Origin of the sequence: Actinomadura roseirufa (genome assembly GCF_900659635.1) — a bacterium.
Taxonomy (GTDB): domain Bacteria; phylum Actinomycetota; class Actinomycetes; order Streptosporangiales; family Streptosporangiaceae; genus Spirillospora; species Spirillospora roseirufa.
This window is the reverse complement of record NZ_CAACVB010000194.1, coordinates 1-14,996: the sequence shown is the minus strand read 5'-3', so window position 1 is coordinate 14,996 and position 14,996 is coordinate 1. Positions and strand designations below refer to the sequence as shown.

At 72.5% G+C, this 14,996-nt stretch carries 14 protein-coding genes; 8 read left to right on the top strand and 6 right to left on the bottom strand.

What is annotated here, in order from left to right:
* Positions 1-545: 545 nt before the first annotated feature.
* Positions 546-908 carry a YkvA family protein gene (locus tag E1291_RS30350; protein WP_131741506.1) on the top strand — a complete coding sequence of 121 codons (363 nt, stop codon included), beginning with the start codon at positions 546-548 and terminating at the stop codon, positions 906-908.
* 52 nt (positions 909-960) lie between these two features.
* Here E1291_RS30350 and E1291_RS30345 read toward each other — a convergent pair whose 3' ends face one another.
* Positions 961-1,704: an IclR family transcriptional regulator gene (locus E1291_RS30345; protein ID WP_165495354.1), complete on the bottom strand. Its 744-nt coding sequence runs from the start codon at positions 1,702-1,704 to the stop codon at positions 961-963.
* 1,686 nt (positions 1,705-3,390) lie between these two features.
* On the opposite strand from E1291_RS30345, the gene E1291_RS30340 reads away from it, so the two are divergent.
* From E1291_RS30340 to E1291_RS30325, 4 genes are all read left to right on the top strand, one after another.
* Entirely contained in the window at positions 3,391-3,732 is a 342-nt protein-coding gene (locus E1291_RS30340; protein WP_131741505.1) for a hypothetical protein, read from the top strand.
* Positions 3,733-3,896: 164 nt separating this feature from the next.
* Positions 3,897-4,163, top strand: coding sequence for a TFIIB-type zinc ribbon-containing protein (locus tag E1291_RS30335; protein WP_131741504.1), 267 nt, complete (start codon positions 3,897-3,899; stop codon positions 4,161-4,163).
* A gap of 228 nt (positions 4,164-4,391) precedes the next feature.
* Positions 4,392-5,141 (top strand): GntR family transcriptional regulator, encoded by a 750-nt coding sequence (locus E1291_RS30330; RefSeq protein ID WP_165495353.1) that lies wholly within the window; start codon positions 4,392-4,394, stop codon positions 5,139-5,141.
* A 1-nt stretch (position 5,142) separates the two neighbouring features.
* Positions 5,143-5,706, top strand: a complete 564-nt coding sequence (locus tag E1291_RS30325) for an NUDIX domain-containing protein (protein ID WP_131741502.1) — start codon at positions 5,143-5,145, stop codon at positions 5,704-5,706.
* An 81-nt stretch (positions 5,707-5,787) separates the two neighbouring features.
* Here the strand turns inward: E1291_RS30325 and E1291_RS30320 are convergent, their stop codons facing one another.
* From E1291_RS30320 to E1291_RS30310, 3 genes are all read right to left on the bottom strand, one after another.
* Positions 5,788-6,855 carry a HAMP domain-containing sensor histidine kinase gene (locus tag E1291_RS30320; RefSeq protein WP_131741501.1) on the bottom strand — a complete coding sequence of 356 codons (1,068 nt, stop codon included), beginning with the start codon at positions 6,853-6,855 and terminating at the stop codon, positions 5,788-5,790.
* Positions 6,852-7,538, bottom strand: coding sequence for a response regulator transcription factor (locus E1291_RS30315; protein WP_131741500.1), 687 nt, complete (start codon positions 7,536-7,538; stop codon positions 6,852-6,854). The genes E1291_RS30320 and E1291_RS30315 overlap by 4 nt, the downstream gene beginning before the upstream one ends.
* Positions 7,539-7,821: 283 nt before the next feature.
* Positions 7,822-9,303, bottom strand: a complete 1,482-nt coding sequence (locus tag E1291_RS30310) for a glutamate-cysteine ligase family protein (RefSeq protein WP_131741499.1) — start codon at positions 9,301-9,303, stop codon at positions 7,822-7,824.
* A 251-nt stretch (positions 9,304-9,554) separates the two neighbouring features.
* Between E1291_RS30310 and E1291_RS30305 the strand changes: the two genes are divergently transcribed.
* Complete coding sequence (locus tag E1291_RS30305) at positions 9,555-10,916, top strand: sensor histidine kinase (protein ID WP_131741498.1); 1,362 nt, start codon at positions 9,555-9,557, stop codon at positions 10,914-10,916.
* A 196-nt stretch (positions 10,917-11,112) separates the two neighbouring features.
* On the opposite strand, the gene E1291_RS30300 is transcribed toward E1291_RS30305, so the two are convergent.
* Positions 11,113-11,664 carry a YceI family protein gene (locus E1291_RS30300; RefSeq protein WP_131741497.1) on the bottom strand — a complete coding sequence of 184 codons (552 nt, stop codon included), beginning with the start codon at positions 11,662-11,664 and terminating at the stop codon, positions 11,113-11,115.
* A gap of 174 nt (positions 11,665-11,838) precedes the next feature.
* Positions 11,839-12,384 (bottom strand): RNA polymerase sigma factor SigE, encoded by a 546-nt coding sequence (gene sigE / locus E1291_RS30295; RefSeq protein ID WP_131741508.1) that lies wholly within the window; start codon positions 12,382-12,384, stop codon positions 11,839-11,841.
* A gap of 188 nt (positions 12,385-12,572) precedes the next feature.
* On the opposite strand from sigE, the gene E1291_RS30290 reads away from it, so the two are divergent.
* Both E1291_RS30290 and E1291_RS30285 read left to right on the top strand, forming a co-directional pair.
* Positions 12,573-13,886, top strand: a complete 1,314-nt coding sequence (locus E1291_RS30290; RefSeq protein WP_207401019.1) for an esterase-like activity of phytase family protein — start codon at positions 12,573-12,575, stop codon at positions 13,884-13,886.
* Positions 13,887-14,161: 275 nt separating this feature from the next.
* The coding region (locus tag E1291_RS30285; RefSeq protein WP_165495352.1) for a serine/threonine-protein kinase at positions 14,162-14,996 on the top strand (835 nt) is incomplete at its 3' end.

Here is a 14,996-nt window from a genome sequence, read left to right as displayed (position 1 = left end):
GGGCCGCCTCCGCGTCCACCGCGGTCGGGGGCAGGGCGACGTAGCCGGTGCCCGCGGCGGTGCCGTGGACGGGCAGGTGCGCGGGACGCGCGTGCGCCCCGGCGGGCTCCCGACCGTGGCGCGGGCCGGTCGGGGCGAGGTCGGGACGGTCCGTATGGTCGCCGCTCATGTCGTACGTCAGCTCCTGCGGTGCTCGACGGGCGGTGCCGGTCGTGCCTGGAGGCCGGGCCAGGGGAGGCGGCGCTCCCTCCCGTGAACCCGAGGTGTCCGGCGCCATAATCCCAGCGGACGGGCCCGGATGCGGGCCGATCATCGCAGCCCGCACGCGGAAGTGATGAAGAACTCACCTCAGGTAACCGGTTCTCTGACTGATCGGCCGGTGTGCCGCGCCGGGATACGACGATCATTACGAAGCCCCCGGGGCGGGTCGTCCGTGACCCGCGCCCCAGGACGCGGTCGAGGGAACATTTCCGGCATTCGCCGCGTCCAAGAGAGTCGTGGGTGCAGCGGGGGTGCGCCCCCTGTACGCCAGAGGAGGAATGCCTGTGGACAGGAAGCGAAGTGCGGCCGCCGCCGGGCAGGCCTGGCAGATCTACAACGAGACCCTTCAGCCCGGCGCGCCCGGCCTCTGGGAGCGGGTACGCGCCGTCCCACGGATGGTGAAGGCGGTGTTGCGCGGGCGCTACAAGGGCATGTCCTTCGGGACGCTCGGCATGCTCGTGCTCGGGCTCGTCTACATCGTGTCCCCGATCGACGCCATCCCCGACGTGTTCCCGGTCGTCGGCATCGTCGACGACACCGGCATGGCCCTGTGGCTGTTGGCGTTGCTCGTGAAGTCCGCGGGCGACTTCGTCACGTGGGAGCGCGGTGGGCGCCCCAGCGTCATCGTCGGTGAACCGCTCGACTGACCCGTCTCCGCTAGGGCGAGACCACCCTCGGGTGGTCTCGCCTTTTCGTTGCCTAGGAGGGGCCCAGTTCCTTGGCGAAACGCTCTGCGGCGTCCCGCATGATGGGGACGGCCTCGGCGATGGCCTCATGGGTCATCCGGGCGGACGGCCCGGACACGGAGAGCGCGGTCAGTGCGGGCGCCCCCCGCAGGGGCACCGCGACACAGCGGACGCCGATCTCCTTCTCCTCGTCGTCCAGCGCGTACCCCTGCTCGCGGATCCGCTCCAGCTGCGCCAGAAGAGCGCCGGGGTCGGTGATGGTGGTGGGGGTGTGGGCCACCATGCCCGTCCGGGTGAGGATCTCCCTGACCCTCGCTTCGGAAAGCTGGGAGAGCAGTGCCTTGCCCACGCCGGTGCAGTGCGGCTGCACACGCCGTCCCACCTCGGTGAACATGCGCATGGAGTGCTTGGACGGCACCTGGGCGACGTACACGGCCTCGTCGCCCTCCAGAACCGCCATGTTGGCGGTCTCGCCGACCTCCTGTACCAATTGGGCCAGCACCGGGCGCGCCCATGACCCGAGCAGGCGGCTCGCGCCCTCGCCGAGCCGGATGAGCCGCGGCCCGAGCGCGTACCGCTTGGACGGCTCCTGGCGCACGTACCCCTGGTTCACCAGCGTGCGCATCAGCCGGTAGATGGTCGGCATCGGCAGCCCGGAGACCTCCGTCAGCTCCGACAGGGCCATCTCACCGCCCGCGTCCGCCAGATGTTCCAGCAGGTCGAACGCGCGCTCCAGGGACCGTACGGCCTCCGCCACCGCGTCTCCTCTCCTCGCGACCACCCGATTCTACGGAAAAGTGATTTCGCTGTGCGAAAGAGGGGTGCCACGTTACTGAGAGCCACCGGGTGGCAATAACTCTCTACGCCTGGCGCGACGGCGCCGCCCCCCTGGCAGCAGGTAACTGCGAGAGGGGAAAGGGTGCAAACGGGGGGACGTAGGACGCACAGTACCTTGCGTCCATTCCAGTGGGTCTGGAGTTGCCGGTGGGTCGTGATCCTGGCGGGCGGCGTGCTCGCCGTACCGTCGGTCGTGGCCGCGGGCCCGTCCAGGGGAGCCTTGCCACGATCCTGGTTCCAGTCCGATCGAAGCCTGTCCGAGGTACGTCTGGTCACCGCCCTGACGGCCGCCGGTGAGCAGTCCTCCGGTCCCGGCTACAGCCTGAAGTACACCGCGCACGTCCACGCCCAAGGTGGGACGGCCCACAACACCGTCCTGACCCTGACGGCCCAGAAACCCTTGTCCTGGACGATGCGTTCGCCGGACTGCGCGGTGTCCGGCCAGCAGGTGCAATGCCTTCTCGGGGACGTCGACACGGACGCTCACGAACGGTTCGCGTCGCTGCGTCTTCCCGCATCGGCCGTCGCGACCCCGTCCGCCAAGGCGCTGAGCGTCACGCTGGCGGCCGAGGCGACCAACGCGCCGCGACGGTCGGCGCGCGTGGTGATCGACCTCTCGAACGGCCGCCCCGAGCCCGTGGCCGGTGCGGGGGGCTGCCTTGAGGACCCCAGGACCGCCGCTCCTGCCGGAGGGACGGACGGGCGGTCCGCCTCGGTCTTCCGGTCGCCGGCCGGAGCCCGCCCGCACGTCCCGCCGGCCGTCCCGCATGGCCGCTTCGGGGCTGAGCCCTGCACCGCGCAGGACGGGAAGATCACCGCGACCTGCGAGGACGGCGCCGCTCCGGACGGCGCGGCCGGGCCGCCGTGCGCGTCGGGCGGGCCCGTGCCCGTGGAGTCGCCGACCCTCGCCGCGTGCGCGGGCGGCGAACCGGCCTCGGGAAACGGACTCTGCAAGCCGAGCGAACCGGACGCCCAGGGACCCCCGAGCGGGAAGCCCAGCGCCTCCGAAAAGCCCGTTGGGAAGCCGAGCAAGGGCGCCAAGCCCCACAAGGGCGGCACAGGCGAGTGCAACAGCGGCAAGGCCAGTGGAGTGGGCGGCAGGCCATGCACGCCTCGCGAGCCCGCCCATCCCGGGAAGCCGCCGCACGGCACTCCGTCCCACGGCAAGCCGGGCAAGCCCCGCACAAGCGGGCATCACCCGCACAACCTGAAGCCGTCCCACGAAGGCAAGGCGACCCACAGCGGTAAGCACGCCACGGGGGCGTGCGGCGGCAGATCCTGTGGAAAGGCCAATCACAGCGGCGAGGCGCATCACAGCACCAAGCCTCATCACAGCCCCAGGCCCGATCACGGTGGCAAGACGCATCACAGCGCTAAGGCGCATCACGGCCGCAGTCCATCGCATGGTGGCGGGGCCGGTAAGGGGCGGTGCTATCGAACCTATGACGGTAGCTGGATCACATGGAGCGGTGCTCCCTGCCATGGCGAGAAACCACGAAAGCGCCGCGATCCCGAGGTCTCGCCAGGCTGGGACACCGCACCCGCACCCGCACAGCCCGCACAGCCCGCGGTGCCTGAAGCGCCGCAGGCTCCAGGGGCACCACAGGTGCCCGTCGCTCCGCATCCGCCCGCGGGCGCTCAGCCGCCGGGTCCGAACGCGGCCGTCCTGCCGCCGCTGAACGCGCCGTGGAACGGGCAGACGCGCAACCTGCCGCCCATCGTTCCGCCGCGGTCCCAGACCGCGGGCGGGGAGGGCCAGATGACACTGGTCTCCCCGGCCGGATCGCAGCGCGGCGACGGGACGGACTGGGCCGTCGTGCTCGGCATCATCCTCGTCGCGGAGATCGGGCTGCTGTGGGCCGCCGCCTGCGTCGGGCTGTGGCGGCGCCGGATCGCCTTCGAGCGCGCGTTGCAGGAGGCATTGGAGGTCGGACGGCACGTTGACTGAGCCTCGCGCCGTGGAACGGGCCGGGACCGACCCGATTGTCGGCTCGCCGGTTCCGGACACCCGATTCGATTGATCGTCCGTCCTCTGCCGTGCCAAATGGGCGCTCGTGTCACTAAGCTGACCCGCTGACAGTAAACGCTGCCGTTACGGACAGGGGATCCGGTATGTCAGACGCGACGCTGCAGTGTCCGAAGTGCGAGTCGGAACTCGGCTCCCACGAACGCCACGGGGTCGTGATCGAGGAGTGCCCGGGGTGCAAGGGCGTCTTCCTCGACCGCGGTGAGCTGGAACTCCTGATCGACGCCGAGAGCCGTTACCTCGCCGAGCTCGGGGACGGGCAGGGCCCCGAGACGGTCTACCAGGGAAGGCACCGGCGCGGGATCATGGAACGGATCTTCGCCGGGGACGGGAGCACCGAACCGGGAAGGTGATGGACGGGCACGCGGTCGCCAGGGGGAAGGCGACCGCAGCCCATGACGCACCTCCCGCCCACCGCCCGGTGGCCTTCGACCGGCCACCGGACCCCGGATCGCCCTCCGGCCCGGAGACCGTGCCGCACGCCGCCCCTGACCTCGGCGAGCCCGCCGTTCTCCGGCGCGGCCCGGGTCCCCGGGGCCGCGGAGTACGGTGTGAGGTCACGTACGAGTTCGGAGCGTGGTATGGCGCGTCCCCCCACCAAGTCGCAGGCGATCACGAGCTCACTGGCCGCCCGCATCGTCGAGGGAGAACTGGAGCCGGGCGCGTGGCTGCCCTCCGAGCGGGAGCTGGCGCGGGAGTTCGCCGCCGACCGCTCGACGGTGCGGCGGGCGCTGCGGATGCTCGCCGAACAGGGGCTCGTGCTGGCCAGGCAGGGCGCCGGGACGCAGGTGCGGCCGGCGCCGCCGGTGCGCCGCGCGGCGGCCGACATCACCCGGCAGGTCGGCGAGTGGCGCGGGTTCCACGTGTCCGCCCGGTCGGACGGGCGGCGGCCGTTCACCCGCACGTCCGTCCGCGAGGTGGAGGCGGACGCGCGGCTGGCCCGCCGCCTGGAGGTGCCCGCCGGGACGCGGCTGCTGGAGCGGGCGCGGGTCCAGGGCGTCGAGGACGAGCCGCCCGTCCAGCTCGCCACCACATGGGTCGCGATGGACGTCGTGGAGCGCATCCCGGTGCTCCGCCAGGTCGACACCGGCCCCGGCGGGATCTACTCGCGGCTGGAGGAGGCGGGGTACCGGATCCTGTTCGAGGAGTCGGTGACGTGCCGCCTGCCGCGCACGGGCGAGCGGGAGGCGCTGGGGATCGGCTCCGAGCAGCCCGTCCTGACCCTGTGGCGCCGCGCCTACGACCAGCGCGAACGTATCGTCGAGGTCACGCATCGGGTGGTGGTCGGCGACCGGCACGAGCTCGTCTACCGGTACGGATCGGGGGCCTGACATGGCGGACGGCACGGAGCACGAGGAGCCCGCGGTCCGCCAGGTGAGCACGCGGGTGGTGTACGAGAACCCGTGGATGGTCGTCCGTGAGGACGAGGTCGAGCGGCCGGACGGGTCGCGCGGCATCTACGGCGTCGTCGACAAACCCGACTTCGTGCTGGTGATCCCGGCGGAGCGCGGCGGGTTCCACCTCGTCGAGGAGTACCGCTACCCCATCGGCCGCCGCAGCTGGAACTTCCCGCAGGGGTCGCTGCCCGGCCGGCGGACCGCCGCCCCGGCCGACGTCGCGCGGATCGAGCTGGCCGAGGAGACCGGCCTGCGCGCCGAGACCCTCACCCACCTCGGCTACCTGAACTGCTCCCACGGGACGAGCGGCCAGGGCTTCGACGTCTTCCTCGCGACCGGCCTGCGGGCCGGCGAGGCCGACCGCGAGCCGGAGGAACAGGACATGCGCCAGCGCTGGGTGCCACGGGCCGAGTTCACCGCGATGATCCGGGACGGCCGAATCACCGACGACTCGACCGTCGCCGCCTACACCCTCCTCACCCTCCACGAGTCGTGTTGATTTCAAGCCCGGCCCACTTCGCTCGCCTGGCGGCTCGCCCGATCCGGCACGGCGCGGGTCTCGGCCGGGTGCCTCAGCCTGTTAGGGGAGGGTGGGGGTGCGGGGTGGGAGGGTGACGCGGATGCGGCAGCCGCCCGGGGTGTCGAGGACGGTGATGTCGCCGCCGTGCAGGTCCGTGGCCCAGCGGGCGATGGCGAGGCCGAGGCCGGTGCCGCCGCCGGGCGTCCCGGCGCGGAGGCCGGGCGCGGCGCCGCGGGAGAACCGCTCGAAGACGCGGGCGCGCTCCTCCGGCGGGATGCCGGGGCCCTCGTCGGCGACCTCCAGGACGAGACCGCCCGGTGCGCTCCCCGGGCGCGCGGTGACCGTGACGGGCCGGCCGGGCGGGCCGTGCCGGGCGGCGTTGTCCAGCAGGTTCGCGACGACCTGGTGGAGCCGGTCGCGGTCGGCGACGGCCCGCAGGCCGGGCGTGACGTCGGGTTCGAACGCCGCGTCCGGGTGCCCCGCCGCGGCCTCGGCGACGACGTCGGCGACGAACGCGGCGACGTCGAGCCGGTCGAGGTCCAGGGCGGCGGCGCCCGCGTCGACCCGGGACAGGTCCAGCAGCTGCGTGACGAGCCGGCCGAGCCGCTCGGTCTGCTCCAGCGCCGAGTCCAGCACCTCGGGGGTCGCGGGGGTGACGCCGTCCGCGACGTTCTCCAAGACGGCCCGCAGCGCGCTGATCGGGGTGCGCAGTTCGTGCGAGACGTTCGCGACGAACTCGCGGCGCTGCCGGTCGACCTCGGCGAGGTCGGCGGCCATCCGGTTGAACGCCTGGGCCAGCTCGCCGACCTCGTCGCGGGACGTGGCGCGGACCCGGCGGCTGTAGTCGCCGCGCGCCATCGCCCTGGCTGCGGCCGTCATCTCGCGCAGCGGCGCGGTCATCCCGTGCGCGAGGAGCTGGATCACGCCGAGCGAGATGAGGACGCCGACCGGCATCGTCTGCCGGGCCCGGAAGCCCAGCGGGTACCCCCACAGCACGATGAGGACGGCGACGCATGCCGTCACGACCACGACGACGCCGAACTTCACCTTGATCGAGCGCAGCGGGTCCAGCGGGCGCGGCAGCCTCGCCCACAGCCGGTGGACGACCCGCGGCTCCCCGGTGGTCACGACGCGGCCTCCAGGCTGTACCCGACGCCGTGCACGGTGCGGATGAGGTCGGGGCCGAGCTTGCGGCGCAGAGCCTTGACGTGGCTGTCGACCACCCGCGTCCCGGACGCGTCCGCCCAGTCCCAGACCTGTTCGAGCAGGACGGCGCGGGTCAGCACCGCGCCCCGGTTGCGGGCGAGGCAGGCGAGCAGGTCGAACTCGGTCGGCGTGAGGTGGACCTCGCGCCCGTCGCGGCGGACCCGGCGGGCGCGCGCGTCCAGTTCCAGCGGCCCGACGCGCACCGGCGCGGGCCCGCCGCCGGCCGCGGGCCGCTCGACGCGGCGCAGCACCGCGCGGATGCGGGCGACGAGCTCGCGCATGCTGAACGGCTTGGTCACGTAGTCGTCGGCGCCGACGCCGAGGCCGACGAGCAGGTCCGTCTCGTCGTCGCGGGCGGTCAGCATGAGCACCGGCACCGGCCGTTCGGCCTGCACGCGGCGGCACACCTCCAGGCCGTCGAACCCGGGCAGCATCACGTCCAGGACGATGAGGTGCGGCTCCCCGGCGCGGGCCCGCTCGACCGCCGCGGGGCCGTCGGCGGCGGTGTCCACGGCGAACCCCTCGGCCGCCAGCCGGTCCGCGACCGCCCGCGCGATCGTCGGCTCGTCCTCGACGAGGAGGATGCGCGGCGCGTCAGCTGTCATACGCGCACTTTAGGCGCCCGGCATGTGCGCGATACGCCCACCGTGTGCCGAACCTGTGAAGATCCGACACACCACCACACGCCAACCCCATTTCGACGACCAGTGGTGATGACCGGATGCGGGCGGGGACGCCCGCCTCGGCCGTCACGCGGGCGCGCTACCTGACCGGCGGGGCGACGCCGGAGGCGAGCCCCGCCGGGAAGATCGCGAAGCGATTCGCGCCCGCACGAGATCGGTCACGGAGCGAGCCGCCAGACGAGCGCAGTGGGCCGAGATCGCAGAATTACAGCCCGTACGCCCACGTGTGGACGGGGGCGCCGGTGGCCATGTGGTCGGCGTAGGCGCGGGTCATGAGGCGCAGGGCCTCGTGGCGGGTGACGGAGGACGACTCCTCGATCGAGCGGACGGTCTCGATCTGCCAGGCGGAGCCGGTGCGGCCGGTCAGGCAGCGGCCTTCGATGATGCCGAGGAGCCGGTCGCGGCGGCCGGGGTCGACGCCCCAGCGGTCCAGGCCCTCGTGGGCGAGGGGCAACAGGGTGCGCAGGATGAGTTCGGGGGCGGGCACCTCGCCGAGTCCGGGCCAGTACAGGGTGGCGTCCATGCCCGAGCGGGCGGCGCGGTGGAGGTTCTCCTCGGCGGAGGCGAACGACATGCGCGACCAGACGGGCCTTTCCTCCTCGGCCAGCATCCGGACGACGCCGTAGTAGAACGCGCCGTTGGCGACGACGTCGACGACGGTCGGGCCGGCGGGCAGGACGCGGTTCTCGACGCGCAGGTGGGGACGGCCCTTGACGACGGCGTAGATGGGGCGGTTCCAGCGGTAGATCGTGCCGTTGTGGAGGCTGAGCTCGCCCAGCTCGGGGATGCCGCCCTTGTCGAGCACGGCCTCCGGGTCCTCCTCGTCGCAAAGGGGGAGCAACGCGGGAAAGTAGCGGCTGTTCTCTTCGAAAAGATCGAAAACGGAGGTGACCCAGCGTTCGCCGAACCAGACGCGGGGGCGGACGCCCTGGGCCTTCAGCTCGTCGGGGCGGGTGTCGGTGGCCTGCTCGAACAGCGTGATGCGGGTCTCGTGCCAGAGCCGGTGCCCGAAGAGGAAGGGGGAGTTGCAGGCCATGGCGACCTGGGGTCCGGCGAGGGCCTGGGCGGCGTTCCAGTAGGCGCCGAACTGGTCGGGGCTGACCTGGAGGTGGAACTGCACGCTGGTACAGGCGGCCTCGGGGGTGATGCAGTCGGCGTGCATGCGCAGGGGCTCGGGCCCGTCGATCGCGATGTGCAGCTCCTCGCCGCGCGCCGCGAAGATCTGGTCGTTCAGCATCTTGTAGCGGGCGTTGGAGGAGATCGTCTCCTCGCCGATGTCGGTGCGCCGCAACGTCGGCAGGATGCCGATCATGAGGAGCCGGCCGTCCAGTTCACGGGCGCGCCGGTCGGCGTGGTTCATGTGGTCGCCGACCTCCGCCTCCAGCGCGCCGGTGCCCGCGCCGCCGAGCTCGCGCGGCGGGATGTTGATCTCAAGGTTGAACTGGCCGAGTTCGGTCGCCCAGGCGGGGTCGGCGATCGCCTTGAGGACGTCGGCGTTGCGCATCAGCGGATCGCCGAGGGCGTCGATCAGGTTCAGCTCGATCTCCAGGCCGATGTGGGGGCGCTCGAACTCGAACTGTGACTCGCCGAGCATGCGGGCGAGCACGTCAAGGCATCTGCGGACCTTGTCCCTGTAGCGCCGCCGATCCTCGCCGCTGATGGTGGCCGAGGCCACGTCCCTGCCCATGTGTCCGTCCCTGTGCTTTGGAGGGAACCGTCATCAAACGGGATGTCCCGGTGGAGGGAGGTAAAAACCCGACACGCTGTTTTGGGTCCTCGATCGCTGACTCGTCGGTAGCGTTGGGGACGTCCGGGTGCGCACCCACGAGAACGTGACAGTCTGTGGGGACGGCGAGGCCCACCGTCGCCGCCGGGATCGGCGGCCACCCCCCGGGCGGCGCCGCACGGTACGTGCAGGCGCCGCTGAAGGGGAGGCGAATGCGGATACGCCCGCGCTCGATCAGGGCCAGGGACACGTTGGTCGCCGCGGTGCTCGCCCTCCTGGTGTTCGGGGCCACCGCGGGCGGGCTCGATCTCGCCGTGCGGCAGTCGGTGAAGGCGGACCTGCTCCGCGAGGTGCAGACCGAGGCGCGGCTGGCCAGCGGCGGCGTCCGGGACGGGACGCTGGCCACCCCGATCCCCGACGACAGCGGCGGGCGGATTCCGGTCCAGGTGGTCGGGAAGGGCGGCCACGTTCTGGACGCGACGCCCGGCGCCGCGGGCCGCACGCCGGTGAGCACGGTGTGGCCGTCGCGGACCCTGCGGGTCCGCGACCTCATCGTGTGCCGGGGCCGCTGGCCGGACCGGGAGTGCCTGGTGGTGGAGGCGATCCGGGCCACGACCGCGCCCGACTCCGTCGTCGTCTACGCCTCCAAGGAGCTGCCGTCCTTCCTGGTGAACGGACTGCTGGAGGCGCTGCTCGCGGGGAGCGTGCTGGCGCTGGCGGCGCTCGCCTCCTGGATCACCTGGCATGTCGTCGGCCGTACCCTCGGCCCGGTGGAGGCGATCCGGGCCCAGCTCGCCGAGATCAGTGCCAGCGACCTGAGCCGCCGGGTGCCCGAGCCGCCGGGCGAGGACGAGATCGCCCAGCTCGCCCGCACCGCGAACGCGACCCTGGACCGGCTGGAGCACGCCGTCGGCCGGCAGCGTCAGTTCGCCTCGGACGCCTCGCACGAGCTGCGCACGCCCATCGCGGGGCTTCGCGCCAACCTTGAGGACGCCTCGATGCATCCCGAGGACAACGACCTGCGGGCGGTGGTCGAGTCGGCGCTGCACGACACCGACCGGCTGGAGTCCATCGTCACCGACCTGCTCCTGCTCGCCCGGATCGGGACGGGCGGCACCGCCGCGCAGGAGACCATCGATCTGGCGGCGCTGGCGGAGGCGGAGATCGGCCGCCGCGCGTTCGCGTTGAAGATCCGCACCGACCTCGCGGGCGGCGTGCGGGTGCGGGGGGTGCGGATGCAGCTCGTCCGGCTGCTCGGGAACCTGCTCGACAACGCCGAGCGGTACGCCGACGAGGTCGTGTTCGTCGAGGTGTCGGCGGTGGACGGGCAGGCGCTGATGGCGGTCACCGACGACGGCGCGGGCATCCCCGGGCGGGATCGCGAGCGCGTCTTCGAGCGGTTCACCCGGCTCGACAGCGCGCGCAGCCGCGGGGCCGGCGGGACGGGCCTCGGTCTCGCGATCGCCCGGGAGATCGCGCACGCCCACGACGGCAGCCTGCGGGTGGAGGACCAGCCGGACGGCGTCCCGGGCGCCCGTTTCGTTCTCCGCCTCCCCACGCACACGGCCTCGTGACGGTGTCTGCATGTGGTCCGCATGTGGTCCGCATGTGGGGGCGACGCCCCGGGGAGCGGCCCGGGTCGTCATGCGGGTGCGCCACGCGCCCGGGGTGAGGCGGAGCCGGAGCCGAGCCTCACCCGGGCGGATCGTGGTGCGGTGCTCGCGCGGCCCGTTCGCGGTGTGGGCCGCCGGGCGAGCGTCCTGGGCCGGGTCAGGAGGCGAGTACGGCCTGGACCTCCAGGTGGAGGTCGACCTTGTCGCCGAGGAGGGCGCCTTCGCCCTTGAGGGGCACGTTGAACTCGATGCCCCAGTCCTTGCGGTTGATGGTGGTGGACGCGGAGAACCCGGCGCGGGTCCCGCCCCACGGGTCCTCGCCGACGCCGTTGAACTCGACCTCCAGGCTCACCGGGCGGGTGACACCCTTGATGGTGAGGTCGCCGTCCAGGTAGTGCGCGCCGCCCTCGCTGCGGACGCCCGTCGTGGCGAAGGTCATCGTCGGGTGGTTCTCGACGTCCAGCACGTCCGAGGTCCGGACGTGGGCGTCGCGGTCGGCGTTGCGGGTGTCGAGCGAGGCCACCTGGATCTCGGCGGTCGCGGTGGAGCGCGCGAGGTCCTCGTCGATCCGCACGGCGCCGGTGAAGTCGGTGAAGCTGCCGCGCACCTTGCTCATCAGGTGCCGGATCGTGAAGGTCACCTCGGAGTGCGCGGGGTCGATGTTCCAGGTGCCGGCCGTCAGTCCGGGGGCGCTGGTGGCGATGCTCATGTGCTCTCCCAATGTGGATGCTTCTTGAATCTTCAACTACCAGTGGTGAGGTTAGTTGAGGGCTCAAACATGTGTCAAGCATCCGATGTTCCCGATCGGCGCACCCGGCTTCAGCGGCCCCGATTCCGGGCGCGGAAAGGCGTCGGTGCGGTGGTCCAGCGGGTCAGGAGCGGCTCACCGGTCGCCGGTGGCGCTCGTCACCACCTCGGCGGGACGGCGGTGCTCCAGCGCGGCGCGCAGCTGGGCGCGGCCCCGGTGGATGCGCGAGCGGACGGTCCCGAGCTTCACGCCCAGGGAGGCGGCGATCTCCTCGTAGGTGAGGCCCTCGATGTCGCACAGGACGACGGCGGCGCGGTACTCGGGGGCGAGGCCGTCGAGGGCGCGCTGGATGTCGGCGTCGAGGTGGCGTTCGTCGTAGGCCTGGGCCGGGCTCGGCTCGCGGCCCTGGAGCCGCTCGGCGGCGTCGTCGCCGAGCGCGTCGAAGCGGATGCGCTGCTTGCGCCGGGCACGGTCCAGGAACAAGTTGGTCGTGATGCGGTGCAGCCAGCCTTCGAACGTGCCGGGGCTGTAGCTCGACAGCGAGCGGAAGACCCGGATGAAGACGTCCTGGGTCAGGTCCTCCGCGTCGTGCCGGTTGCCGGTGAGGCGGTACGCCAGCCGGAACACCCGGGTCGAGTGCTCGCTGACGATCTCCTCCCATGTCGGCGGCGTCCACGCCATCGCGCCTGCGCTCACCACTACCCCCGGTCTGATGCGAAATCGTTACGGCTAAGCATGCCGGTACCCGGATAAGAGCCGTGTAAGAACAGCCCGCGTGGCCGGATTCGGCGCCCCCGGACGTCGGGCCGGCGACCCGTCCTTCACCTGGGCATCATCCGTCGGTCATCCGGCGCCCCTACGGTCCGCCTGTGACACATCGCTCATCGGTTCGCACCACCGCGCTCGCGGGCGCCCTCGCCGCCTGCCTCCTGCCGGCGTCCGTCCTCGCCGGGACGGCCTCCGCCGCAACCCACGACGCCCGGGAGGGCGTCGCGGTGCTCCCGCGGATCCCGCTCGCCCCCTTCCAGAACACGCTGCTGCCCGGCTCGATCGACGACGACCGGGGCGTGGCCCTCGGCGGCGTCGGCAGTGACCTCTTCCACGACAAGGGCGACGGCCCGGACGAGTTCTGGGCGGTCACCGACCGGGGGCCGAACGGCGCCGTCACGGTCGGCGGCGAGGAGCGCGTCACCTTCCCCGTGCCCGGCTTCGACCCGGTGATCGTCAAGCTCCGGGTGCGCAAGGACGGCATCAAGATCACCCGGGCGCTGCCGATCACGAACCGGGAGGGCCGGCCGGTGACCGGCCTGCCGAACGTCGAGGGCCGTGAGGACGCGCCGTACAGCTTCGACGGGCAGAAGCGGCTGGCGTTCAACCCCGACGGCATCGACTCCGAGGGGCTCGTCCGCACCAAGGACGGCGAGTTCTGGGTGGCCGAGGAGTACGGGCCCTCGCTGCTGCACCTCGACCGGCGCGGCCGGGTCATCGAGCGGTACGTGCCGCAGGGCTGGACGGGGCGGCCGAGCTACCCCGTGAAGGCGACGCTGCCCGCGATCCTCAACAAGCGGACCTACAACCGCGGGTTCGAGGGGCTGACGATCTCCCCGGACGGCAAGTCGCTGTACGTGGCGGTGCAGAGCCCGCTGTCGAACCCGGACAAGAAGACCTACAAGGCGTCCCGCAACGGCCGGATCCTGCGGTTCGACCTGGGCAAGGGCCAGGTGTCGGGCGAGTACGTCTACCGGTTCGAGGACGTGTGCTCCTTCGACCCGGTCTCCTGCGGGAACCAGAACGAGATGAAGCTGTCCGGGCTGACCGCGCTCGACAAGAACCGGATCCTGGTCGACGAGCGCACCGACAAGGTCGCCCGCGTCTACACCGTGGACCTGCGCAAGGCGACCGACATCCTCGGGTCGCGCTGGGACGACGAGGCGACCACGCCCTCGCTGGAGAAGTCGGCGGAGGTGCCCGCCGGGGTCACGGCGCTGCCCAAGTCCCTGACCGTGGACCTGGCGAAGGTCCCGGGCATTCCCGGGAAGATCGAGGGCATCGCGCTGTCGGACCGCCGCACGCTCGCGGTGATCAACGACAACGACTTCGGGCTCGGTACCTTCGGGCCGGACGGGCGCCTGATCGACAGCGGCGTCCGCACGTCCATCACCTTCACGCCGCTGCCGCGCTGAGCCGCGGCGAGCACGGACGGCCGCCCGCCGGAACCGCACCATAAGCCGCTTTTTGCCGTTCCGTGCCCGGCGTCCGCGTCCCCCGTCCGGGGGGCGCGGGCGCCGGTGTTCCCGGCGGGCAGGGCGAGAGCCGCCGCCCCTCATGAGCGCAAGCGTGGCGCGGTCAAGAAATGATTGGCCCGGACGGGGCGTGGCTTGAGCGCGTCCGGGCGCATAACGACCCCATGAAAGGGGATCGGCTGATACCGCTCGCCCGACGGTATCGCCTGCTCTCTGTGGTCGGCAGGGGCGGCATGGGCACCGTCTGGCGGGCTTACGACGAGATGCTCGACCGCGACGTCGCGGTCAAGGAGGTCCACCTCCCCGAGCGCATCACCGAGGCCGAGCGCAAGGTCCTGTGCCGGCGGCTGCTCGGCGAGGCGCGCGCCACCGCCGCCCTGAGACATCCCGGCGTGGTCGCCGTCCACGACCTCATCGTCGAGGACGGCCGCCCCTGGATCGTCATGGAGTTCCTGGAGTCGCGGTCGCTGCACGGGCTCATCGCCGAGTGCGGGCCGCTCGGCGTGCGCCGCGCCGCCGAGATCGGCGCCGACGTCCTGTCGGTGCTGCGCGCCGCGCACGCGGCCGGGATCCTGCACCGCGATGTCAAGCCCAGCAACGTCCTCATCTGCGAGGACGGGCGGGTCCTGCTCACCGACTTCGGGCTGGCCGTGCACATGGACCGGGGCCGCGAGGCGGGCGAGACGCTGGTCGCGGGCATCGAGGGGTCCCCCGCCTACCTGCCGCCCGAACGCGTCAACGGCCTCCCGAGCCTTGAGGCGTCCGACCTGTGGTCGCTCGGCGCGACCCTCTACACGGCGGTCGAGGGGTTCTCCCCGTTCCTGCGCTGTCACGCCCTCGCGTCCATGCTGGCCGTGCTGCTCGGCGACTACGCGCGCCCGGAGCGCGCCGGCGCGCTGACCCCGGTCATCGAGGGCCTGCTGCGCCAGCGGCCCGAGGACCGGCTCTCCGCGGAGGCGACCGCGATGCTGCTGCGGGAGGCCGCCGACCTCGCCGCGCGTCCCGGCGCGACCGCCCTGCCGGTGGCCGCGGCGCGTCCCGGCGCGGGCC